Raw genomic sequence first — 21,622 nt, forward strand, 5'->3', positions numbered from 1 at the left:
GTCGGACTGCTGGCCGTACTCGTCGCCGCCATGGTGGTGGCGGTGAGCATAGGAGCGGTCAACGTCCCGCTGGCCGATGTGTGGCGGATCCTGCTGCGCCACATCACCGGCAGCGGAGCCACCGGCGACCCGGCGCTGGACCAGATCGTCTGGAACTTCCGGGCGCCCCGTGTCGCCCTGGCCGCCCTGGTCGGCGCGGGCCTGGCCGTCGCCGGGGCGGTGCTGCAGACCCTGGTCTCCAACCCGCTCGCCGACCCGACCGTCCTGGGCTTCTCCTACGGCGCGTCCCTCGGCGCCGTGCTGGTCATCACCCTCGGCGGCGCCGCGGTCGGCGGTCTCGGCGTGTCGGGCGCGGCGTTTGTCGGCGCCCTCGCGGCCGGAGCCCTGGTCTTCGCCCTCGGACAGCGGCGGGGCCGACTGGCCCCGACCCGGCTGGTGCTGGCCGGGGTGGCGGTCGGCTACGTCCTGCTGTCGGTGACCAGCTTCGTTCAGCTGCTGGCCACCCCCACCGAACTGCGAACCGTGATGTTCTGGATGCTGGGCAGCGTCGCCGGTGCCCAGTGGGACCAGTTGCCCACCGTCACGGTCGTGGTCCTCACCGGCACCGCCGTGCTGACCCTGTTCGGACGCAGGCTCAACGCCCTGCTGGCCGGCGACGAGTCCGCCACCGCGCTCGGTGTGGACGTCAACCGGCTGCGCGCCGTCCTGCTGGTGATCAGCGCGCTGCTCACCGGCACCGTCATCGCCGTCGCCGGGGGCATCGGCTTCGTCGGCCTCATGATCCCCCACCTCGTACGCCTCACCGTCGGTGCCGACCACCGCAGACTGCTGCCCCTGACCGCACTCCTGGGCGCCGTCTACCTCGTGATCGTCGACCTCCTCTCCCGCACCCTCACCCGCCCCAACGAGCTGCCACTGGGCATCCTCACCGCCTTGCTCGGCGCACCGTTCTTCCTGTGGCTGCTGCGCCGCAACAAGGGCCTGGACACCGTATGAAGCTGACCGTGGACCGGCTCCACGTCACCCTGGACCGCGACCCGATCCTCCGGGAGGTGAACCTGGAAGCCCGCGAGGGCGACATCGTCGGGCTCGTGGGCCCCAACGGCAGCGGCAAATCCACCCTGTTGCGCGCGGTCTACCGCTCGCTGCGCCCGGCCGGCGGCGTGGTCACGGTGGGCGGGGACGATGTGTGGTCCCTGCCCGTCCGCACGGCCGCCCGCCGCACCGCGGCTGTTCTCCAGGACTCCGGTCACACCACCGGCCTGTCCGTCACCGAGATCGTCGCTCTGGGGCGTACGCCGCACCATGGCCTGATGGGGCGGGACGGCGCCGAGGACCGCCGGGCCGTGGCCGAAGCGATCGACCGGTGCGGTGTCGGCCCGTTCGAGGACCGCGACTACGCGACCCTGTCCGGCGGCGAACGCCAGCGCGTCCTGCTGGCCCGCGCCCTCGCCCAGCGTCCGCAACTCCTCGTACTCGACGAACTCACCAACCACCTCGACATCCGGGCCCGGTTCGAACTCCTGGACCTGATCCGGGCCACCGGGATCACCACCCTGGCGGTCCTGCACGACCTGGACCTCGCCGCCCGGCTCTGCGACCACCTCGTGGTGCTCCACGACGGCACCGTGGTGGCGGCGGGACCAGTCCTGAACGTCCTGACTCCGGAGATCCTCCACGACGTCTTCGGCGTGCGGGCCACCACCGACCGGCACGCGGACGGCGTCGTCCGCATCACCTATGCCGCCCAGCCCCTCGCCCTCGGCGGGGACAGCGAGACTGCCGAGGCCGGCTGAGAAGGCCGCCCGGCACGCCGCGGGGATAGGGGATGGGCGCGCGCTACCCGCCCCGGGGCGCCCGGCCCGCGGCGCGCTCCGCGGCGGCGTGCCACCAGCCGGGCGGGGACGGTCCGTCGACCCTCGCGGTCGGCTGGTCGGGATGGAGCCCGAGGCGGCGCAGCGCGTCGGGGTGGACGTGGACGCGGATCCAGCCGTGGCGGCTGCCGTCGGGCCCGACGCCGCACATCACCTCGCAGCGGATCTCGTCCTCCGGCCGGAACGGCATCCAGTCGATGCCGCGGTCGCGCAGTCAAGCGCGCGCGGCCGCCAGGGGCCGGGGACGGCCGGGCAGGTTTTCGTAGGCCGCGACGGTGACCCAGGCGGCCGGGGTGCGAGAGCTCATACCGCCCATGGTGCCCGATGCGCCGGCGGCCCCGGTCACGCGGTTTCCGCGGTGCCCGGGGCCGTACGGGCTCAGTAGGCGTCCACCGTGGTGCCCTCGGGGACCCGGAAGCAGGCGGAGACGAGGTGGAACATGATCCCGGCCTCCGCGCCGCTCCTCTCGGCGTCCCTTGCGGTCGGGATCAGCAAGGTGGCTTTGAGGGTGAACTTCTTCCGGGTGGAGTCGGCCATCAGGAACGGGGACCGGGCGACGGTCGACTCCCGCCCCTCGTGGACGATCTCCCAGCCGTGCCGGGGGAGATCCTCGCTGAGGCCCTGCCAGCCGGCCTCGAGGTCCCCGGCCGGCACGCCGTACACCGACCACAGGTGGCGGATGACATAGAACGTCTCCGGGTCCAGGTCGCCGCACACGTCCACGCCCGGGCCGGGCGCGGTCGTCTTCCCCTTCACCCGCAGCAGGTCGTACAGCTCGCTGGAGAGCTGCCTGGCCTCCTCCCGGGGCGCGGAGACCTCCCGCTCCTCGGGGGTGTAGCCAAGACCGTGATCACCGGAGTCGGGCACGTCGGATGCATCGGATACGTCGGACATCGAAAACACCCCGCTACTTCAGCTGGACCTCGTCGTAGCGTCCCACCACGACTCTCGCCTGGTTCTCCAGGCTCTCCGAACCGGCCAGCCAGTAGTTTCCGTGCCCCTTGGTGTCGGTGGCCATCTGGTTGGCGCCGAAGATCGGGTCGCTGGGGGTGATGAACTGCGTCAGACCCTCGTGGTGGCCATGGGTGGGCGCCCCCCACTTGGGCACCCAGTCACCCTGCGCCTTCTGGTTCCACACATGTCCTGAGGGCACGTCCAGGTCCTCGGCCCGCCCCACCTGTACGCCGGGGCTGCCGCTGAGCATCACGTCGTCCGCGTCCAGAGTGCCCTGGCGGGCGGCGGAGCCCACCACCACGGTCCCGTAGCTCTGGGCCTGCACCGACAGGTGGTCGTTGACCGACGGGTCGTGCGAGGTGCGCAGCCCCGACAGGAAGTCGTTGAAGTCTCCCGCCGCCCGGTCCGCGTACTTGTCCTTCATGGCTTCCGGGAAAAAGTTCTGTGGAGCGTCGTAGCCGTGCCAGGTGATGGTCGACACCTTGGGGTCGCCCGGCATCGCGCTGGCGGCCTGCCACAGGTTCGTGCCCGCGATAACGGGTTTGTTGATGCCGCCGAGCGTGCCGTTGGTGCCACCGACCATCACCGCGGTGTGTTCGGCCGTGTCCGGGTTGCCGTTCGCGATGATCGCGCGGCCGTTTTTCTCGGGGTCGAAATCCAGCAGATACGCCGGCGGCAGCCCGTCGCCGGTCGGTTTGTAACCCTTGGGCCGGGTGTTGTCGAAGGCGTCGGCCTTCCCCGTGTCATCGAAACGCATCTGAATGCGTTTCATGCCGTTGAGGGAGGACTCCAATTGCTTCTTATGGTTGTTCCACTTGGTCCACTCAGGGTTGGTCATGGAAGTGCGACCGACCATGATGTTCCTGGGCTTGGGCTCGGGCGGGAGATTGGCCAGCTCGGTCTGGTACTTCGCCCGCTGCTCGTTGAACCAGACGCGGTTCGCCTCGTCGCGGTCCTCGACGGGAAGGCCGTCCAGCTTGCCCACGCTCGCCGGATACAGGGAGATGTACTCCGCCTGCTCCTCTTTGGACAGGCTCTTCCACCAGGCCGCGTTGTCCTTGGGCGACTTGTCCTTCGGGATATCCCGCAGATAGTCGCCGACGGTCTTCTTGACCGCCCCGCGGTCCGCGTCGGCGTCGGTCCAGTCCTCCTTGGTGACCGACAGATCCGCCACCGTGATCAGCTTGCCCAGCGTCTTCGCGTACTTGCCGTCCGCCTCGGCCGCGTCCTTCAGCGCGTCACCGATCCGGTCGGCGAACCCCTGCGCCCGTTCCTTCGGCGTCGTGGTGACGAACGGCGTCCGGCCGTTCCCCGCCGGCTCGTACTCCTGGCCGGGCAGCAACACCAGCGGGGGCGTGTACTGCACCGAACCGTCCTCCTTGACGGTCATCCCCGCGTCCCGGGCGTCCTGCACGGCGTTGTCCAGCTTCTTCTTCGCCGCCCGCAACTCCGCCGCCAGCCCGTTCAAGGCCGTGAGCACCAGCGCGCACTCCACCTGCATGTAGTGGAAGTTCTCGCTCAGCCGCTCCAGCCGGCCCAGCGCCGTACCGACCCCCTGGCCCTTCAGAGCCCCGCGGAGCTTCGCATTGATCTCATTGTCCAGCCGGTCCTTGGACGCGCTCGCATTGCTGCTGACCTTGTGCCAGCCGTCCGCCGCCTCCTCGAACTGGGCCGGGTCAAGCGCCCTCAACTGCGCGAAAGTAACCATGATGCCGGTCACCAACTCCCCGACGGGCCGCCCGGCGGGGGAATCGGCCTCGTATCCTGCGCCTTGAAGAGCGCCTCAATGGCGTCGTCCTGGTTGGCGAGGTCATTGCCCGCCTTCTTCAGCTTTCCCATGAGTTCGCCGCATTCATCGCGCAGGACCTCCAGCCGGGCCTCCCAGGAGTTGAAGACCCGCTGCTGCATGGAGGTGCTCTCCAGCCCCTCCACGCCTTTGCTGGCCGTTCCCGCGCCCTGCTGCCCGTGCTGAAGGTCGCCCAGCGCACGCACGGCATTCCGGCGCAGATCGTCCATGGATGTCGACGCGGTATTCCACGGCCCCTTCGACGATTTCAGATCGCCGTCGCCGCCGCCCTTGCCATCCCCTTTATTCCCGTCCGCACTGGCCAGCCTGGTTTGGACGCTTTTGCCGTCGGTATCCGTTCCGCCCGCCGCGTCGTAATACGCCTGCCAACGCTCAGACAGCCCTGAGTCCCCCATACTGCCTTCCTCCACCCGCTGAACCATGTTCTTCATGGCAGAACAAGGAAGGTAACAGAGCGCAATAACAGGGGGAAACTCTTCGGAGTTCCATCCCGGTGGCCCGCGGCGACGGCGGCTCGGTGGCCGTGCCGGGCGGCGGTCGAGCCCGGCGATGTCGTTTGTATGGGCTTTGCAACAGCCTGAGCTCCAGCGGCGATCACGGCGAGGCGCGACCGTATTGTGTCAAAGGTTGCACGTTGTGCAGGTGGGGACGGGGTCCCGGAGCAGGAGCGGGCCTGCGCCAGGGCCGGATCCGTCGAGGATTGAACGGCTGATCGGGGGATGAGCGTCCATGGGGCTTGGGGATTTCGTTCCGGACTCGTTGGAGGACTGGGTCGAGGACCGGGTGGAGGACGTCGGTGAGGCCATCGATGTCGCCGGTGACTGGACGGCGGACCGGCTGGACGATGTCGGCTGGGAGAGCGGTGCGGACTGGGTCCGGGACAAGACCGATTCGGCGGCGAACGCGCTGGGCGCGGATGTCGACGAGATGCAGTTGGGTGAGTCCGAGGATCCCAAGAAGTTGGTGCACGGCAGTCCGGACAAGCTCCGGACCACGGCAGGTCATCTGAGGGATTTCCAGACCGCGTTCGACAATGTGGGCAAGGGGTTGCAGGGGCTGGACGCCGCTCATCTCAAGGGCAAGTCGGCGGATGCTTTTCGGGAGAGTGTGTCGGTCGAGCCGAAGAAGTGGTTCACGGCCGCGGACGCGTGTGAGAAGGCGGCCGGGGCGCTGGAGAACTTCGCGGGGACGGTGGAGTGGGCGCAGAAGCAGGCCGAGACCGCGATCGCGCGTTATAAGAAGGGCAAGAAGGCGTCGGATGATGCGCGGTCGGCGCACAACGACAAGGTGTCGGCGTACAACACGGCGGTGGACGCGTACAACGCGAAGCCGTCGGACAAGCGTGACAAGTCGACGCTGCCGGAGAAGCCGGGGGAGTTCCATGACCCGGGGACGGCGGATGTCCAGGCCGCGCAGGACATTCTGAAGGAGGCGCGGCGGCAGCGGAACGAGGCGCAGACGACCTCGAAGGCGGCGGTGGAGACGGCGCGTGACAAGGCGCCGGCCAAGCCCTCGTACGCCAGGCAGCTGGCGGACGGCGTGGACGGGCTGAACCTGGACGCGTCGCATTTCGTGGGCGGCATCGTCAAGGGGACCGCCGGGATCGTCAACTTCGCCCGGCAGCTCAACCCCCTGGATCTGTACAACATCACCCACCCCGCGGAGTACGTCACCAACCTCAACAACACGGCCGCCGGCCTGGTCCGGATGTCCAATGACCCGTGGGGGACGTTGGGCACCATGTGGGACACCTTCCAGAAGGACCCCTCCGAGGGCCTCGGCCGGCTGGTGCCGGAGCTGATCGGCACCAAGGGTCTCGGCAGCATCAAGAAGGTCGCGACCACCGCCCGGCGCGTGGCCGAGGTGAAGCCGCCCGGCCGCGGCCTGCTGGACGAGGGCGGCCCGGCCTCGCGGGCCACGCGCGACGGTGCGAAGACCACCACGGGTTCGGACCCGATCGACTTCGCCACCGGCCGGATGTTCCTGCCCCAGACGGACGTGACGCTGCCGGGCGTGCTGCCGCTGGAGTTCCGGCGCCGGGTGGAGTCGGGCTACCGGGCGGGGCGGTGGTTCGGCCCGTCGTGGTCGAGCACGGCCGACCAGCACCTGGAGATCGGTCCGGAGGGCGTGGTCTTCGTCTGTGAGGACGGGCGCCTGCTTGACTACCCGCACCCGGCACCCGACCTGCCCACCTTCCCCACGGCAGGGTCCGCGCGTTGGCCGCTGGAGCGCACGTTCGACGGCGACTACACCGTCACCGACCCCACCACCGGCCTCACCTACTTCTTCACCGCCCCTCGGGACAGCGCCGACGGGATCGCGCCCATCGAGGAGATTCGCGACCGCAACGGCAACCGGATCGCCTTCCACCACGCCCCCGACGGCACCCCGACCGACATCGTGCACTCGGCGGGCTACCACCTGAAGCTGACGTCGGAGGACGGCCGGATCACCGCCCTCCACCTCGCCGGCGCCGCCCCCGACGGCAGCGACCAGCAGCTCGTCCGCTACGCCTACACCGACGGCAATCTCACGGAGGTATTCAACTCCTCCGGCCTGCCGCTGCGGTTCGAGTACGACGACGAGAAGCGCGTCATCGCCTGGACCGACACCAACGACCGCCGCTACGACTACATCTACGACAACCGCCACCGCTGCATCGCCGAGGGCGGCACCGCGGGCCATGTCTCCATCCGGCTGGACTACCACGGCGTCGACCAGCGCACCGGCCACCGGATCACCACCGTCACCACCGCCGCCGGCCACATCGCCAAGTACCTGATCAACGACGCCTGCCAGGTCGTCGGCGTGATCGACCAGCTGGGCGCGTACACCCGGACCGAATACGACCGCCACGGCCGCGTGCTGGCCCACACCGACGCCCTCGGGCACCGCACCGCGTACGCCTACGACGACCACGGCCGCCTGGTCTCCCTCACCCGCCCCGACGGCAAGCAGTCGCACGTGTCCTACGACGCCCTCGGCCTGCCGGCCGTCGTCACCGGCGTGGACGGGGCCACCTGGACCCATGAACACGACGCGCGCGGCAACCGCCTCGCCGACACCGACCCCGTCGGGGCCACCACCCGCTACATCTACGACGACCTGGGCCGGGTGACCTCGATCAGCGACGCCCTGGGCGAGACCAGCCGTGTGCGCTGTGACGCCGCGGGCCTGCCGATGGAGATCACCGATCCTCTCGGCGCGGTCACTGCCTACCGCCGCGACGCGTTCGGCCGCCCCGTCGCCATCGTCGACCCGCTCGGCGCCACGACCCGCCTGGAGTGGTCGGTCGAGGGAGACCTCCTGCGCCGGAGCAACCCGGACGGAACGCGCGAGACCTGGACCTACGACGGCGAGAGCAACTGCACCGACCACGTCGACGCTGCGGGCGGGGTGACCACGTACGAGTACACCCACTTCGACCTGCTCGCCGCGCAGACCGGCCCGGACGGGGCGCGCTACGCGTTCGAGCACGACGCCGAGCTGCGCATGACCAAGGTCACCAACCCCAAGGGGCTCACCTGGAGTTATGAGTACGACCCGGCGGGACGGCTGATATCCGAAACCGACTTCGACGACCGTACCATCCGCTACGAACACGACGCCGCCGGGCAGCTGATCGCGCGCACCACACCACTGGGCCGGACCATCGCCTTCGAGCGCGACGTGCTGGGCCGCGTCGTCGCCAAGGACGCCGACGGCCTGACCACCACCTACGCCTACGACCCGGCCGGACATCTGGTCTCGGCCACGGGCCCGGACACCGAGATCGTCCTCCAATGGGACCGGGCGGGCCGGGTGAAGTCCGAGCTGGTGGGCGGCCGCGTGCTGACGCACAGGTACGACGCCCTGGGCCGCCGCACCCGCCGCACCACCCCCGGCGGCGCCACCACCACCTACGCGTACGACGCGGCGGGCCACCGCACCACCCTCACCGCCTCCGGCCGCACGCTGGCGTCCGAATACGACGCCTCCGGCTGCGAGATCGCCCGCCACATCGGGGGCAGCCTGTCCCTGTCCCAGGCCTGGGACCCGTCGGGCCGCCTGGCCGAACAGGCCCTGACCAGCCCCTCGGCCGGAATGGTGCAGCGCCGCGCCTACACCTACCGGGCCGACGGCCATCTGGTCGGCGTCGAGGACCAGTTGCGCGGCCGCCGCTCCTTCGAGCTGGACGCGATGGGCCGGGTCACCGCGGTCCACGCCAGGAGGTGGAGCGAGACCTACGCCTATGACGAGGCGGGCAACCAGACCCACGCCACCTGGCCCGCCAGGCACCCCGGCGCGGAGGCGGCGGGCGAGCGCGCGTACACCGGCACGCGCATCACCCGCGCGGGCCGGGTCCGCTACGAACACGACGCGGCGGGCCGGGTCACCCTGCGGCAGAAGGACCGCCTGTCGAAGAAGCCCGACACCTGGCGCTACGCGTGGGACGCCGAGAACCGGCTGACCTCCGTCACCACCCCCGACGGCACGGTGTGGCGCTACCTCTACGACCCCCTCGGACGCCGCACCGCCAAGCAGCGACTGGCGGCGGACGGCGAAACGGTGGTCGAGCGGACCGACTTCACCTGGGACGGCGCGATCCTCGCCGAGCAGACCACCACGGTCCCCGGCCGCACCGACCTGGTCACCCTGACCTGGGACCACGACGGCCTTCAGCCGGTCGCCCAGTCCGAGCGCATCACCGACGCCACCAGTCAGCGCGAGATCGACCAGCGCTTCTTCGCCATCGTCACCGACGTCGTCGGCACCCCGACCGAACTCGTCGACGAGAGCGGCGAGATCGCCTGGCGCACCCGTACCACCCTGTGGGGCAGCACGACCTGGGCCCGCGGCAGCACCGCGTACACCCCCCTCCGCTTCCCCGGCCAGTACTACGACCCGGAGAGCGGCCTGCACTACAACGTGCACCGCTACTACGACCCCGAGACCGCCCGCTACGCCACCCCGGACCCCCTGGGGCTGGCCCCGGCCCCCAACCCGGCCACCTATGTGCACAACCCGCACACATGGGCCGATCCGCTCGGTCTCTCTCCGTACAAGCGGGCCAACAAAGCGGCCGACAAGGTCGTCAACAACGCGCAGAACGGTGTCAGGAAAGAACTCAAGCCGTACGAGGGGTCGCCTCGCGGCTACCACGGCCATCTGTCGCCCACCCGGGAGCTCGAGATCCTCTCGAACCCGGACGCGGTCTATCTGTCTCAAGGAAAGAGCGGGCGCATGCTCTTCCACCAGGGGGAGGACATCGTCATCACGGAAGGACCCGGCTCCCGCGCGGGGCAGATCGTCACCAGCTATGGGCCGAGTGGTCCTCGTATGGAGTCGGGGGTCAAGGCGTTCGGCGGCTCGCCCGAGGAACCCGGACTGCCGATCACGAGGGATCAAATCATCAATGGCAAGATTCCCTCCGGCGGCAACCCGATCGCCCCGGCCAAGGAGATCTGGCCGAACTTCCCGTCCGAGGGGTGACGCAGATGCTCAGGCTCGAACCCTCAGTCGTCGTCGAACTGTGCGGCCTTCCGGGAATCCCCGAACCGCCCAGGTACTTCCCAAGGGGCCTTTTCGTGGATGCCGGTCCGCGCATGGACGCGGCCGAGTACGAGCGGTATGTCATCCACGAGACCGTCGGAAGCGTCGACTGGGACTCACCGGAAGGCGTGGACGAATTTCGGTTCGACCGCGCGACCGGGCTTTTGTCCCGGGTCTCCCTGCGCATTCCGGAGTATCTGGAAGAGGACCGCGACCGGGCTTTGGGCTGGCTGTCGGCGGAGTCCACGCCGGGGAACCTTCGCCTGATCGAGCCGAAGGCGGACTTCCACGTCGAGCCCGCAGGGGCGCGATGGAGCACCGACCGCGAGCTGATCCTCCTGCGCGACGGCCCGGACGCGCCGACAGCGGAGCGCTTGCGCGTGCAGGTGGCGCCGGGGCTCCATCTGCTCTTCGCGGACGGACTGCTCACGGGCTGGATGCTGGACGCCCCGGAGTCGCGCATCTCCCCGTCGTCCGGTCAGCCGTCGTCCAGCCCTCCCGACCCCGTGCTGGCACGTGTCCTGGAGGACTACCTGCGGCTGATGGCGTTTCCGGCCCTCGACGACCTTATGGACGGCGAACCGGGCTTCCGGCGCTCGCTCGAGGAATTGGCCGCGCGCATCGACGTCGGCGGCGGAGCGGCCGACCGGAGGTCGGCTTTGCGTGACTGCATCGATGACGTGATCAAGGAGTGGTACGAGGAGTAACCGATCCCGCGCGCCCCCTGATACAGCCGGATCCCGTTTGTGCGGGATTTGCAACAGCGGACTTCTTGACCGCAACTTTGCCGTTCTTTGGCACTACCGTGTGGGGAGTTGCTCATACGGACGCTGATCGGGGGATAAGCGATCATGGGGTGGGGGGATTTCGTTCCGGACTCGCTGGAGGACTGGGTCGAGGACCGGGTGGAGGACGTCGGTGAGGCCATCGACGTCGCCGGTGACTGGACCGCGGACCGGCTGGACGACGTCGGCTGGGAGAGCGGTGCGGACTGGGTCCGGGAAACGTCGGATTCGGCGGCGAACGCGCTGGGCGCGAATGTCGACGAGATGCAGCTCGGCGAGACCGAGGACCCGAAGAAGCTGATCCACGGCAGCCCTGGAAAGCTGCGTTCCACGGCGGATCATCTGAGTGATTTCCAGACCGCGTTCGACAATGTGGGAAGGGGATTACGCGGGCTGGACGCCGACCATCTCAAGGGCGCGGCGGCGGACGCCTTCCGGGAGAGCGTGTCGGTCCAGCCGAGGAAGTGGTTCACGGCGGCTGACGCCTGTGAGAAGGCCGCCGGGGCGCTGGACAGCTTCGCGGGGACGGTGGAGTGGGCGCAAGGGCAGGCCGCGGAGGCCATCGCCCGCTACAAGCAGGGCAAGCAGGCGTCGGAGGAGGCCCGCTCGGCACACAACGAGCGGGTGTCGGCGTACAACACGGCGGTCGACGCGTACAACGCCGCACCCGCCGGCGAGCGTGACCGCTCGACGCTGCCGGACAAGCCGGGGGAGTTCCGCGACCCGGGCACCTCGCATCTCAATGTCGCCCAGGAGATCCTGGGCGAGGCGCGGCGACAGCGGAACGAGGCGCACACGACCGCGAAGGCGGCGGTGGAGACGGCGCGCGACGCGGCGCCCGACAAACCGTCGTACGCGGAGCAGGTGAACGACGGCTTTACGGGGCTGGCCCTGCACTATTCGCACTTCTACGGCGGCATCATCAGGGGCACCGCGGGCGTCGTCAGCTTCGCGCGGCAGATCAACCCCTTCGACCTCTACAACATCACGCACCCTGCGGAGTACGTCACCAATCTCAACAGCACGGCCGCCGGGCTGGTCCAGATGGCCAATGACCCGTGGGGCACGTTGGGCAGCATGTGGGACACCTTCCAGCAGGATCCCTCCGAGGGCCTCGGCCGACTCGTGCCCGAGCTGATCGGCACCAGGGGCCTGGGCGGCGCCAAGAGGGTCGCGACCACCGCGAGGCGTGTGGCCGAGACGAAGCCGCCCGCCCGCGGCCTGCTGGACGAGAACGGGCCGCATGGCCACGACACCCCCAACAGTGGGAAGAAGTCGGACGGCTCGGACCCGATCGACTTCGCCACCGGCCGGATGTTCCTGCCCCAGACGGACGTGACACTGCCGGGCATGCTCCCGCTGGTCTTCCGCCGCCAAGTCGAGTCCGGCTACACGGCGGGTCGGTGGTTCGGGCCTTCGTGGTCGAGCACGGCCGATCAGCACCTGGAGATCGGCCCGGAGGGTGTGGTGTTCGTCTGCGAGGACGGCCGTCTGCTGGACTACCCGCACCCCGCACCCGACCTCCCGACCCTGCCCACGGCGGGCATCGCGCGCTGGCCGCTGGAGCGCACGGTCGACGGCGACTACACCCTCACCGATGTCGACAACGGCCGCACGTACTCCTTCACCGCGCCCCGGAACGAACCCGATGGCATCGCGCCGATCGACGAGATCCGCGACCGCAACGGCAACCGGATCGCCTTCCATTACGCCCCCGACGGCACCCCGACCGACATCGTCCATTCGGCGGGCTACCACCTGAAGCTGACGGCCGAGGACGGCCGTATCACCGCGCTGCACCTCGCGGGCGCCGCCCCCGACGGCTCGGACCAGGAGATCGTCCGCTACGCCTACACCGACGGCAATCTCACGGAGGTGTTCAACTCCTCCGGTTTGCCGCTGCGGTTCGAGTACGACGACGAGAAGCGCGTCATCGCCTGGACCGACACCAACGACCGCCGCTACGACTACGTCTACGACAACCGCCACCGCTGCATATCGGAGGGCGGTACCGAAGGCCATGTCTCCATCCGGCTGGACTACCACGGCGTCGACCAGCGCACCGGCCACCGGATCACCACCGTCACCACGGCCGCCGGCCACACCGCCAAGTACCTGATCAACGACGCCTGCCAGGTCGTCGGCGTGATCGACCAGCTGGGCGCGTACACCCGGACCGAATACGACCGCCACGGCCGGCTACTGGCCCACATCGACGCCCTCGGGCGCCGCACCGAATGTCATTACGACGAGTGCGGCCGCTTGGCGGGTTTCGCCCGCCCCGATGGCAAGCGGGCCGGCGTCGCCTACAACGACTCGGGACTGCCCGTCACGTTGACCGGGGCGGACGGGGCCACTTGGACCCGGGAGTACGACGAGCGCGGCAACCGCATCGCCGTCACAGACCCCGCCGGGGCCACCACTCGCTATGCCTATGACGACTTCGGCCGGCTCACCGCGGTCACCAACGCCATTGGCGAAACGACACAGTTGCGCTGCGACGCCGCCGGTCTGCCCGTGGAGGTCACCGACCCTCTCGGCGCGGTCACCATCTACCGCCGTGATGGGTTCGGCCGTCCCGTCGCCATCGTCGACCCGCTCGGTGCGACGACTGCCTTGGACTGGTCGGTCGAGGGCAAGCTCCTGCGTCGAACCCGGCCGGGTGGGGCACAGGAGTCGTGGACGTACGACGGTGAAGGTAACCGCACCAACCACGTCGACGCCGCAGGCAGGGTGACCTCGTACGAGTACACCCACTTCGATCGGCTTGCCGCGCGGACCGGCCCGGATGGGGTGCGTTACGAGTTCGAGCACGACGCCGAGCTGCGTCTGGCCAAGGTCACCAACCCGCAGGGGCTGACCTGGTCCTACGAGTACGACCCGGCAGGCAGACTGATATCCGAGACCGACTTCGATGACCGTACGGTCCGCTACGGGCACGACGCCACCGGGGATCTGATCTCACGCACCACCCCGATGGGGGAATCCGTTTCCTTCGCACGTGATGTGCTCGGCCGCGTCGTCGCCAGAGACGTCTCCGGACAGACCACCACCTTTGGCTACGACACCGCCGGACGGCTGGTCTCGGCCGTCGGCCCGGACGCAGAGGTGATCTTCCAGCGGGATCGGATGGGCCGCGTGGTGTCCGAGACGGTGGCCGACCGTGTGACGACGCACCGCTACGACGCCCTGGGGCGCCGCACCTGCCGCACCACCCCCGGTGGAGCCACCACCGTCTACACCTACGATGCCGGAGGCCGCCGCACGACTCTGACCGCCACCGGCCACACCCTCGGCTTCGAGCACGATGCCGCGGGCCGTGAGGTTGTCCGCCACATCGGCCGCGATCTGTCCATGTCCCAACTATGGGACCCGGCGGGCCGTCTGGCCGAACAGTCCCTGGCGGGAGAGGTCGCCGGGATGGTCCAGCGCCGCGCTTACACCTACCGGGTCGACGGTCACCTCACCGCGACTGACGACCAATTCACCGGCCACCGCACCTTTGATCTGGACGCGGCGGGCCGGGTCACAGCGGTCCAGGGAGAGGGCTGGAGCGAGACGTACGCCTATGACGAGTCGGGTAACCAGACCCACGCCACCTGGCCCGCCAAGCACCCGGGCGCGGAGGCAACGGGCGAGCGCGCGTACACCGGCACCCGCATCACCCGCGCGGGCCGGGTCCGCTACGAGCACGATGCCGCAGGGCGGGTCACGCTGCGGCAGAAGAACCGGCTGTCGAAGAAGCCGGACACCTGGCGCTACGCGTGGGACAGCGAGGACCGGTTGACCTCCGTCACCACCCCCGACGGCACGGTGTGGCGCTACCTCTACGACCCTCTCGGCCGACGGATCGCCAAGCTGCGATTGGCTGAGGACGGTGAAACCGTCCTGGAACGGGCCGACTTCACCTGGGACGACAACACCCTCGTCGAGCAGACCACGACCGTTCCGGGCCGCTCAGACCTGGTGACGGTTACCTGGGACCACGCCCATCTCCATCCCGTCGCCCAGACCGAGCGCATCACTGATTCCACAGGTCAACACGAAGTCGATCGACGCTTCTTCGCCATCGTCACCGACCTGGTCGGCACCCCCACGGAACTCATCGACGAGCGCGGCGAAATCGTCTGGCGCACCCGTACCACGTTGTGGGGCCGTACGACCTGGGCGCGAGGCAGCACCGCGTACACTCCGCTGCGCTTCCCGGGTCAGTACTACGACCCCGAAAGCGGTCTGCACTACAACGTGCACCGGTACTACGACCCAGAGGCTGCCCGGTATCTTTCGAGCGACCCGTTAGGGCTCGCGCCCGCTCCCAATCCCGTTGCCTACGTCCGGAATCCCCATGTGCTGGTCGACCCGTTGGGTCTCTCTCCGTGCACTCCTGAAGCACCTGATGAGAGGGGTGCGCGAGGGACCAGGCAAGGAGAGGTGGAGCGGACACTCGACAACGCCCTGGACAAGGACACGTACCTCAGAGATGTAGCCGAAAAGTACGGTATCAATCTGAGGGGTTCTGGCCAGGACATCCGGGTGATCTACGATCCGGATCTCCCTCCGGGACAGGCCGGTGTTACGCGAGCCGCGGAAGGAGGCCGGGTCATTCGCATCGGTCCGAGTGGAATCATCGATGACGCCACTGCGGCGAATACCATTGCCCATGAGCTCAGTCACGCGCGATATTATCTAAAGCATCAGAGCTTCCATGGGGAAGTTCACGGTGACGAAGGCTCGTTGGCCGATGGCACTCCCTATGGGTCTGGAAATGCTTTGCAGGATTGGATCGAGGGCAACAGGTGAGCGAATCGACCGAGTGGCGTGAGCTCGGCACAGCCGTATACAAGGAGTGGCGTCGGATCTTCAACGAGGACTGGAGCGGTTCTCGGATTTCGTCTCCGTGCCCAGTATGTTCGGCGAGGACGCTGCACAGGTGGTACATCCTGGAAGGTGGCGAGCCGAAAGTTCTTGGCGGACAGAGTTTCACCGGCCGCGGAAGGCTGTGGGAGTGGTGCAGTACGTGCCGAAGTTTTGAGCACTACCCAGATGGCTATGTGCCTGACTGGTGGGCCGCCCCGTACGAGGTCGACCCCTCGGAACTTCGGTACGATCCCGGGCCGATTGAAAAGGCGCGCACGGCTTCGGGGTCCCCCGGTCGGTGATTCTGGAGCTGCGGCACAAGGTCGAGCTCCACCGGATGACCGGCCGGGTGGTCGCGTGCCCGATCGACGAGATGAACCGGCCGCGCGGCTCGGAGGACACCCAGCTGCGGATCCCGGCGGCCGGACCGGCGGCAACCGGTACCTGGTGATCGGCCTCGGCACGGGACAGGCCGCCGACCTCGCGGTGCCGCCCGACCGGAACGAGCTGATCGCCTACGGGCCGCTGCCGTCCGACGACGGCGCCACCTGGCTGGGTACCGCGGTGCTGGTCCGGGCGCCGGACCCGGGCACGGCACGCGCCATCCTGACCCCGGACCGGTACGCCGACATTGAGGTGCACAACTGGCAGTTCGGCGGGCGCCCGTCATAGCCGAGGATGTCCGCTGACATCGCCGCCGAAGTCTGTGGATCGCTCAGCATCCTCGTGTTCCACCCGAACTCACCGACGTGTCAGCCTGACACACACCGCTGGACCCCTGGGTTCGCGCTGAAGAACCTTCAGTTCCGCGAACGCGCGGGTCTCCCCCCGGCGGTCCGGAGGGGACAGCACGTCGTCAACCCCCGGTAGACCCCACGACCGGCCCCGAAGCCAACCCCCGAAGGACTTTCGGAGCCGATACTTTAGGCTGCGGGCGTGAAGTACAGCGAACTTGAGGCGGACGTTCTCCGGCTCATCGTCGAAGCCACCGAGGGCAGTGTTCGTGCCTTCGGAGAGCAGACGGTCACCCGTCTGGTGCGGCCGGAGCTGCTGCGCGGTGCGGCCGAGGACGAACTCACCGAAGACGCCCGGGCGGCACTCACCACCGCCTGCGCGAACGTCCTGACGATCAGCGCCGCCGAGCTGCACGACCAGCTTGCGGCGATCTATGGCGGCATCCTGGTCGATGACGATCTGGACACGGGAGTTCTCACCGCCATCAGCGCGTTGGCGCACTGGAAGAGCTACCTGGAGCAGAACCGGCGCGGCGAGCTCTACGAACTCGCCATCCGTTCCATCGAGGACGTCGACCACGAGGTGTCCGCCGATCTCGACGATTTCCTCGCCACGCCCGAGATGGCGGCCGAGTACGAGCGCATCCGCCGACTGCTGGACCCCGGCGCGAAGTAGGGGCGCCGAATCCACTGTGTGCGGTCCAGGAATCCAGCCCGTGGTCTTCCCCACCCGCTCTGGACTTGGTGCGCGGTATGACCTGTCACACGCTCACCACAACGATGCGGGCCACCAGGCGGGAGGCCCATCCCCGCTCAGTCCCCGACCCGTACCAGCCCGCTCTCGTAGGCGAAGATCACCGCGTGGATACGGTCCCGGAGGCCGAGTTTGGTCAGGATCCGGCCGAGGTGGGTCTTGACGGTCGTCTCCCCGACGAAGAGGCGCTCCGCGATCTCGCCGTTGGCCAGTCCCCGGGCGACCAGGGCGAGGACTTCCCGTTCCCGCTCGGTGAGAGCCGCCAGGCGGCTGCGCTGGGCGGGCGCGGACGCGGGGGCGTGCAGGACGAAGCGTTCGACCAGGCGCCGGGTCAGCGAGGGCGCCACCATGACCTCGCCCCGCAGCACCGCGCGGACGGTCACCAGGATCTCCTCGGCGGGGGCGTCCTTGACGAGGAAGCCGTTGGCGCCGGCACGCAGGGCCGCGTAGGCGTACTCGTCGAGGTCGAAGGTGGTGACGACGAGGATGCGGGGCCCATGGGGCCGCGCGCAGAGGTGTTCGGTCGCGGCGAGCCCGTCCAGACCGGGCATGCGTACGTCCATGAGGACGAGGTCCGGCTCCAGGGCGGCCACGCCCGCGATCGCCGCGTCGCCGTCGGCGGCCTCGCCCACCACGGTGAGGTCGGGCTGGCTGTCGACGACCATGCGCAGCCCCATCCGGATCAGCTCCTGGTCGTCGCAGATCAGCACCCGGGACGATGACGCGGTGCGAGTCGGGGTCGGGGTCGGGTCGGTCATGGGGTCGCCCTGGTGGGCTCGGGCTCGGCGGGGCGCAGGGTTGCGGCGACGCGGTAGCCGCCGTCGGGTGTGGGCCCGGCGTCGACGCGCCCGCCGTACAGGGCGGTGCGCTCGCGCATGCCGGTGAGTCCGCGACCGGACGGGAGCAGCGGGGCGGGACGCTCGCCCGCCGCTCCGGCTTCCGTCCCGGCTCCCGCTCCGGCCGAGTTCTCCACCTTGACGCGGACCAGCCGCCCGGGCCCCTGCCTGCCGGTGTCGACCCGTACATGGACCGTGGTGTCCGGCGGCGCGTGCTTGACGACGTTGGTGAGCGCCTCCTGCACGATGCGGTACGTCTGCACGGTGAGATCCGCCGGAAGGCCGTCCCGCTCTCCGTGAAGGTCCAGCAGGGCGCGCCTGCCGCTCGTGTTGAGGCGTCCGACCAGCCGCCGCAGATCGGCCGAGAGGTGTTCGGCGGCCCCATCGGGACCGGAGCCGGAGTCGTCGGCCAAGGCGTCCGCGTCGGGGGTGCGCAGCACCTCCAGCAGCCGGCGCAGTTCGCCGAGGGCCTCGCGGCCGGTCGCGCTGATGACGCCAAGGGTGCGATCGACGACGGCGGGGTCGACCTGCCGCATCAGCCTGCCGCCCTCGGCGTTCAGCACCATCACGCTCACGCTGTGCGCGAGGACATCGTGGATCTCGCGGGCGATGCGCGCCCGCTCCTCGGCGACGGCGACCCGGGCCAGGGCGAGGCGTTCCGACTCGGCGAGCGCGGCCCGCCGCTCGAACTCGGCGACATAGGCGCGCCGGGCACGGACGTACTCGCCGAACACCCAGGCCCCGGCCAGCAGGAGCCCCACCGCGAGCGGAGTGAGCCAGGCCCCCCGGGCACCCGGGCCCCCGTAGTCCCGCTGCCACGCGGGAATCCACAGCAGAACGCAGCCGGCGGCACAGACCACCGTCGCCGCGGCGGCGCGGCGCAGGCCACGCACAGTGAGGGTGGCCAGGACCGCGGCCAGGGCGATGGCGCCGCGTCCCGGTTCCTGTCCCCACACCTGTCCGAGATACTGCGCCCAGAACGCCGCCGTCACCAGGGCCGCGACGAGCACCGGCCGACGGCGGCGCCACAGCAGGGGCAGCACCAGGGCGACGTACACGCCCGCCTGTACCCAGACCGGCCGCCAGCCCGGCTGCGGGCGGATCACCGGCGGCACCGCCACGAGCACGACCAGCAGGACGTCCGTCAGCCACGGGTGGCCCCGCCGCAAGCGGGGCAGGGTCTCCATCAGCCGATGCACCACCTCACGCTACGGCCGGGGCCGCTCCCCCACATCGTCCCGACGGGCGCCATGGAGTCCTCCCACGGTCGTACACGTACCGGCCGGGGATACGACGTGCAGCCACCCGGCGTGCTTCCACCATGGCCGCCATGTCGATCACCGCCGAGTTCCTCAGACGGCCCCTCATGACCGGGGCCATAGCGGCCAGTTCACGACGGCTGGCGTACGCGATGACCGAGGGCATCGGCCTGGAGGGGGCTCGGCTCGTTGTCGAACTCGGCCCGGGAACCGGGGTGTTCACCGACGCTGTCCTCGCCCGGCTCGCGCCCGACGCACGACTCGTCGCGATCGAGCTCAACCCGGTGCTCGCGGCACGGCTGTCGGCCACCCGGCACGACACACGGCTGACCGTGATACGGGGTTCGGCCGCCGAGCTGGCCGCCGCGGTGGGCGAATCGGTCGACGCGGTGATCTCCGGGCTGCCGTGGACGGTCATGCCACGGGAACAGCGCGGGCACATCCTGGACGCCGTGACCGAAGTCCTCAAGCCCGGCGGCCGGTTCACCACCTTCGCCTATCTGCACGCGGCCTGGACTCCGCCCGCCCGTCACTTCACCGCCGAACTTTCCCGCCGTTTCAGCCGGTTGGAACGCTCGACCGTGGTGTGGCCAAACCTCCCACCCGCCTTCGTGCACCGGGCCACCCAGAAGCCGTGACCGCGAGGGCGAGGGCCGCGGCCGGGAAGGCCCAGGCCCTGACCTGGCCCGTACGCTCCAGGCACTCGGACGCAGAACACGGAGTAGAGAGCCAGCCGAGATACGGCCGAAAGGGATAGCGGGACTCCTCCCCGGCCGATCGCCGCCGGTCAGCACGCTGGGGTGGCCGCTCTTCTGCGCCGACTGCCGGTCAGGTTCCCGGCGTCGCGAGGCCGTCGGCCGGTGTCGCCATATCCACCAGCGTGCCGCCCGCCGGGTCTGCCGCACTGTGGACTTGACCGGCGCCCACGAATTTTCGCGCCCCCACCGTGTTCCGCCGGTCTCCGGCCTCCCCGCCCGGTGGGGGAGTCCGGCACCTTCAGCCGCCTCCACCCCTCCAGGGCGCAGTCCACCGCGATCATCTCGCCCGCTGGCAGCCTCTCGACGGCAACCCAGCGATCCCGGCACAGCGCAAGGCCCGGCGGGAGTACGAGAGCCGCGTCAGCTCCCTCGTGACCGACGCTCGGCGCTGAAGGGACCTCACGCGCTATCGGTCATCCAAGATCAAGTGCTTGGCGTTACTGGCTGTCCCGTTGGTCTCCAAGGCCGGATGCCGCCCCGTGACCTTGGCGGTCGCGGGGCAGCACGAGCGGTCACCCCTGACGGGCCGGCGGCAGAGCCGCCCCGTGCTCCCGCGCCCACTCCTCGAAGCCCGTCACGCTCAGGCCGAGCGCCAGCGCGTACCGCGGCGACGCGGGCTGTCCCACGACGTTCAGCCGGTCGTACGAGACACCGAAAACGGGCGGCATGCCCGCGGCGATGGCCTCCTCCACCGTCATGTCCGGCGCGGCCAGTTCGGTTCCGCTGGCGCGGGAGAGCACGGCGGCGACCTCGGTCATGGTGAGCTCGTCGCTCGCGAGTTCCAGCTCCACGCCGTGGAATCGCTCGGGGTCGGCGAAGGCGGCCGCCGCGGCATGGCCGATGTCCTGGACGGCGATCAGCTTCAGCACGGTGTCGGGCTTGAGGACGGTTACCAGTCGGCGGCCATCGGAGCCGAACATGAAGCCGGGTTCGAGGAAGTTCTCCATGAAGAAGCCGGGCTTGAGGAGCGTCCAGTACCGGAATCCCGCGTCCCGCCCCCGGTCCTGGAGCGCGGTCTTGGTCTCGTAGTAGTGCTCCACCGCCTTCCAGCGCCCCTCGGCCCAGCCGGGTTCCTCACGGTGTTGTCCGGCGCCGGAGACGGAGGTGTGCACAAGCTGCTCGACACCCGCTTCGGCCGCCGCGTCGATCAGGTTGCGCCCGCACACCCACTCCGCGTCGCCCTGGAGGTCGGCCAGGTCCGGCATCTGCACCGAGAAGACGGCGCGCACCCCGTCCACGGCCCGCGCCACGGCGTCGCGATCCCGCAGATCGCCGGTGACGAGCTGGGCGCCGAGCTCAGCCAGGGCGCGGGCCCGTTCACTGCCCGGGTCGCGTACGAGGGCGCGTACCGGGATGCCCTGCGCGAGCAGGGCCCGGGCGGTGGCGCCGCCCTGTTTGCCGGTGGCGCCGGTGACGAGTACGGGCGCGTGTGCGGATGCGGTGGTCATGCCGCAGCCTCCTAAACGGTGGGG

Annotated in this window: 15 protein-coding genes; 8 read left to right on the forward strand and 7 right to left on the reverse strand. The window is 69.7% G+C overall.

Annotated features, from left to right (window positions below):
• The first annotated feature begins 30 nt into the window (after positions 1-30).
• Both ACZ4WQ_RS21890 and ACZ4WQ_RS21895 read left to right on the forward strand, forming a co-directional pair.
• The gene (locus tag ACZ4WQ_RS21890) at positions 31-996 is read left to right on the forward strand and encodes a FecCD family ABC transporter permease (protein WP_361186260.1); all 966 of its coding nucleotides are present in this window, start codon (positions 31-33) and stop codon (positions 994-996) included.
• Positions 993-1,796, forward strand: coding sequence for an ABC transporter ATP-binding protein (locus ACZ4WQ_RS21895; RefSeq protein WP_398373717.1), 804 nt, complete (start codon positions 993-995; stop codon positions 1,794-1,796). Before ACZ4WQ_RS21890 ends, ACZ4WQ_RS21895 begins: the two co-directional genes overlap by 4 nt.
• A gap of 43 nt (positions 1,797-1,839) precedes the next feature.
• Here the strand turns inward: ACZ4WQ_RS21895 and ACZ4WQ_RS21900 are convergent, their stop codons facing one another.
• The 4 genes from ACZ4WQ_RS21900 to ACZ4WQ_RS21915 all read right to left on the reverse strand — a co-directional run bounded on the left by ACZ4WQ_RS21900 (position 1,840) and on the right by ACZ4WQ_RS21915 (position 5,066).
• The gene (locus ACZ4WQ_RS21900) at positions 1,840-2,064 is read right to left on the reverse strand and encodes a hypothetical protein (protein ID WP_385346123.1); all 225 of its coding nucleotides are present in this window, start codon (positions 2,062-2,064) and stop codon (positions 1,840-1,842) included.
• 188 nt (positions 2,065-2,252) lie between these two features.
• A complete protein-coding gene (locus ACZ4WQ_RS21905; protein ID WP_385346121.1) occupies positions 2,253-2,768 on the reverse strand; it encodes a hypothetical protein in 516 nt (171 codons plus the stop codon).
• A gap of 13 nt (positions 2,769-2,781) precedes the next feature.
• Positions 2,782-4,548, reverse strand: a complete 1,767-nt coding sequence (locus tag ACZ4WQ_RS21910) for an alpha/beta hydrolase (protein WP_398373719.1) — start codon at positions 4,546-4,548, stop codon at positions 2,782-2,784.
• On the reverse strand, positions 4,545-5,066 hold the full coding sequence (locus ACZ4WQ_RS21915) for a hypothetical protein (protein ID WP_311723683.1): 522 nt from the start codon (positions 5,064-5,066) through the stop codon (positions 4,545-4,547). The genes ACZ4WQ_RS21910 and ACZ4WQ_RS21915 overlap by 4 nt, the downstream gene beginning before the upstream one ends.
• 298 nt (positions 5,067-5,364) lie before the next feature.
• On the opposite strand from ACZ4WQ_RS21915, the gene ACZ4WQ_RS21920 reads away from it, so the two are divergent.
• The 5 genes from ACZ4WQ_RS21920 (at position 5,365) to ACZ4WQ_RS21940 (ending at position 17,219) form a co-directional block, all read left to right on the forward strand.
• Entirely contained in the window at positions 5,365-10,107 is a 4,743-nt protein-coding gene (locus ACZ4WQ_RS21920) for a putative T7SS-secreted protein (RefSeq protein WP_398373720.1), read from the forward strand.
• 95 nt (positions 10,108-10,202) lie between these two features.
• Positions 10,203-10,874 carry a hypothetical protein gene (locus tag ACZ4WQ_RS21925; protein WP_398373721.1) on the forward strand — a complete coding sequence of 224 codons (672 nt, stop codon included), beginning with the start codon at positions 10,203-10,205 and terminating at the stop codon, positions 10,872-10,874.
• Positions 10,875-11,018: 144 nt separating this feature from the next.
• Complete coding sequence (locus ACZ4WQ_RS21930; protein ID WP_398373722.1) at positions 11,019-15,752, forward strand: putative T7SS-secreted protein; 4,734 nt, start codon at positions 11,019-11,021, stop codon at positions 15,750-15,752.
• Between the two features lie 243 nt (positions 15,753-15,995).
• On the forward strand, positions 15,996-16,481 hold the full coding sequence (locus ACZ4WQ_RS21935) for a hypothetical protein (protein WP_394816729.1): 486 nt from the start codon (positions 15,996-15,998) through the stop codon (positions 16,479-16,481).
• 264 nt (positions 16,482-16,745) lie between these two features.
• Positions 16,746-17,219 (forward strand): hypothetical protein, encoded by a 474-nt coding sequence (locus ACZ4WQ_RS21940; RefSeq protein ID WP_311723678.1) that lies wholly within the window; start codon positions 16,746-16,748, stop codon positions 17,217-17,219.
• Positions 17,220-17,356: 137 nt separating this feature from the next.
• Here the strand turns inward: ACZ4WQ_RS21940 and ACZ4WQ_RS21945 are convergent, their stop codons facing one another.
• Both ACZ4WQ_RS21945 and ACZ4WQ_RS21950 read right to left on the reverse strand, forming a co-directional pair.
• Positions 17,357-18,055: a response regulator transcription factor gene (locus ACZ4WQ_RS21945; protein WP_311723677.1), complete on the reverse strand. Its 699-nt coding sequence runs from the start codon at positions 18,053-18,055 to the stop codon at positions 17,357-17,359.
• On the reverse strand, positions 18,052-19,332 hold the full coding sequence (locus ACZ4WQ_RS21950) for a sensor histidine kinase (protein ID WP_358847750.1): 1,281 nt from the start codon (positions 19,330-19,332) through the stop codon (positions 18,052-18,054). Before ACZ4WQ_RS21950 ends, ACZ4WQ_RS21945 begins: the two co-directional genes overlap by 4 nt.
• 131 nt (positions 19,333-19,463) lie before the next feature.
• Between ACZ4WQ_RS21950 and ACZ4WQ_RS21955 the strand changes: the two genes are divergently transcribed.
• On the forward strand, positions 19,464-20,030 hold the full coding sequence (locus tag ACZ4WQ_RS21955; RefSeq protein WP_311723675.1) for a class I SAM-dependent methyltransferase: 567 nt from the start codon (positions 19,464-19,466) through the stop codon (positions 20,028-20,030).
• A 632-nt stretch (positions 20,031-20,662) separates the two neighbouring features.
• Here ACZ4WQ_RS21955 and ACZ4WQ_RS21960 read toward each other — a convergent pair.
• Positions 20,663-21,598, reverse strand: coding sequence for an NmrA/HSCARG family protein (locus ACZ4WQ_RS21960; RefSeq protein WP_398373723.1), 936 nt, complete (start codon positions 21,596-21,598; stop codon positions 20,663-20,665).
• Positions 21,599-21,622: the final 24 nt, after the last annotated feature.

The sequence above is a fragment of the Streptomyces sp. NPDC028305 genome (genome assembly GCF_055569495.1).

Coding starts and splice junctions, on each gene's coding strand:
- ACZ4WQ_RS21890 (WP_361186260.1), top strand. CDS start 31: ATGGTGGTGGCGGTGAGCATAGGAGCGGTCAACGTCCCGCTGGCCGAT.
- ACZ4WQ_RS21895 (WP_398373717.1), top strand. CDS start 993: ATGAAGCTGACCGTGGACCGGCTCCACGTCACCCTGGACCGCGACCCG.
- ACZ4WQ_RS21900 (WP_385346123.1), bottom strand. CDS start 2,064: ATGCCGTTCCGGCCGGAGGACGAGATCCGCTGCGAGGTGATGTGCGGC.
- ACZ4WQ_RS21905 (WP_385346121.1), bottom strand. CDS start 2,768: ATGTCCGACGTATCCGATGCATCCGACGTGCCCGACTCCGGTGATCAC.
- ACZ4WQ_RS21915 (WP_311723683.1), bottom strand. CDS start 5,066: ATGAAGAACATGGTTCAGCGGGTGGAGGAAGGCAGTATGGGGGACTCA.
- ACZ4WQ_RS21920 (WP_398373720.1), top strand. CDS start 5,365: ATGGGGCTTGGGGATTTCGTTCCGGACTCGTTGGAGGACTGGGTCGAG.
- ACZ4WQ_RS21930 (WP_398373722.1), top strand. CDS start 11,019: ATGGGGTGGGGGGATTTCGTTCCGGACTCGCTGGAGGACTGGGTCGAG.
- ACZ4WQ_RS21935 (WP_394816729.1), top strand. CDS start 15,996: ATGGCTATGTGCCTGACTGGTGGGCCGCCCCGTACGAGGTCGACCCCT.
- ACZ4WQ_RS21945 (WP_311723677.1), bottom strand. CDS start 18,055: ATGACCGACCCGACCCCGACCCCGACTCGCACCGCGTCATCGTCCCGG.
- ACZ4WQ_RS21955 (WP_311723675.1), top strand. CDS start 19,464: ATGTCGATCACCGCCGAGTTCCTCAGACGGCCCCTCATGACCGGGGCC.
- ACZ4WQ_RS21960 (WP_398373723.1), bottom strand. CDS start 21,598: ATGACCACCGCATCCGCACACGCGCCCGTACTCGTCACCGGCGCCACC.